The sequence below is a fragment of the Acrocarpospora sp. B8E8 genome, assembly GCF_039871605.1.
GTDB classification, from domain to species: Bacteria; Actinomycetota; Actinomycetes; order Streptosporangiales; family Streptosporangiaceae; genus Acrocarpospora; species Acrocarpospora macrocephala.
In genome coordinates this window covers 1-564 of record NZ_JBDPLV010000225.1, presented here as the reverse complement: position 1 = coordinate 564, position 564 = coordinate 1, and the positions used below count along the sequence as shown (strand labels likewise).

At 76.1% G+C, this 564-nt stretch carries 1 protein-coding gene; it reads left to right on the top strand.

Annotated features, from left to right (window positions below):
• Window positions 1-564 (top strand): hypothetical protein (locus ABGB08_RS54730; protein WP_347608587.1); only part of this gene is annotated, 564 nt, incomplete at both ends.

Genomic DNA, 564 nt, shown 5'->3' with positions numbered 1-564 from the left:
CGCGAGGGTGGCCGGGCTGGACCGGATCGGCGGGGTCGACGCGAACGTGTCCAACTTGTCGGTGGTCTCCTTCCCCGCGACCGCCACCACCGCGGGCAATGCCACGGCGGGCAATGCCACGGCGGGCGATGCCACCGCGGGCGATGCCACCGCGAGCAGTAGCTTCGTGGCCGGTGGCCCGCATCACCGCGATGCGAGCGGGGACGGCCCCAGCGCGGACGGCGGCGCCCTGATCGGCTCGGACGACATCGGGGAAACAATCCTCGGCGCTCTCGCCGCCGCGGGCTCGGGGAACGCGCCGGTGACCGCGACCCGGCTCACCCTGACCCCCGCCCAGCGGGATGCGCTGGCCCGGGACCGGAAGAAAGCCGCCGGACGCCGCAAGGCCCTGGACCGCTCCCGCCGCGCCGCCAACCCCGCCCAGTACCGGCCCTCGGCCCGGCAGCAAGCCCGCGCCGCCCGCCGCGCCCAGGCCGGCCTGCCCGTCAAACAGATCCATCTGCCGGGCGGGGAACGGCTCACCCAAGCACGGGGAAAACGCCCCGCACGGCCGCACCGGCACGA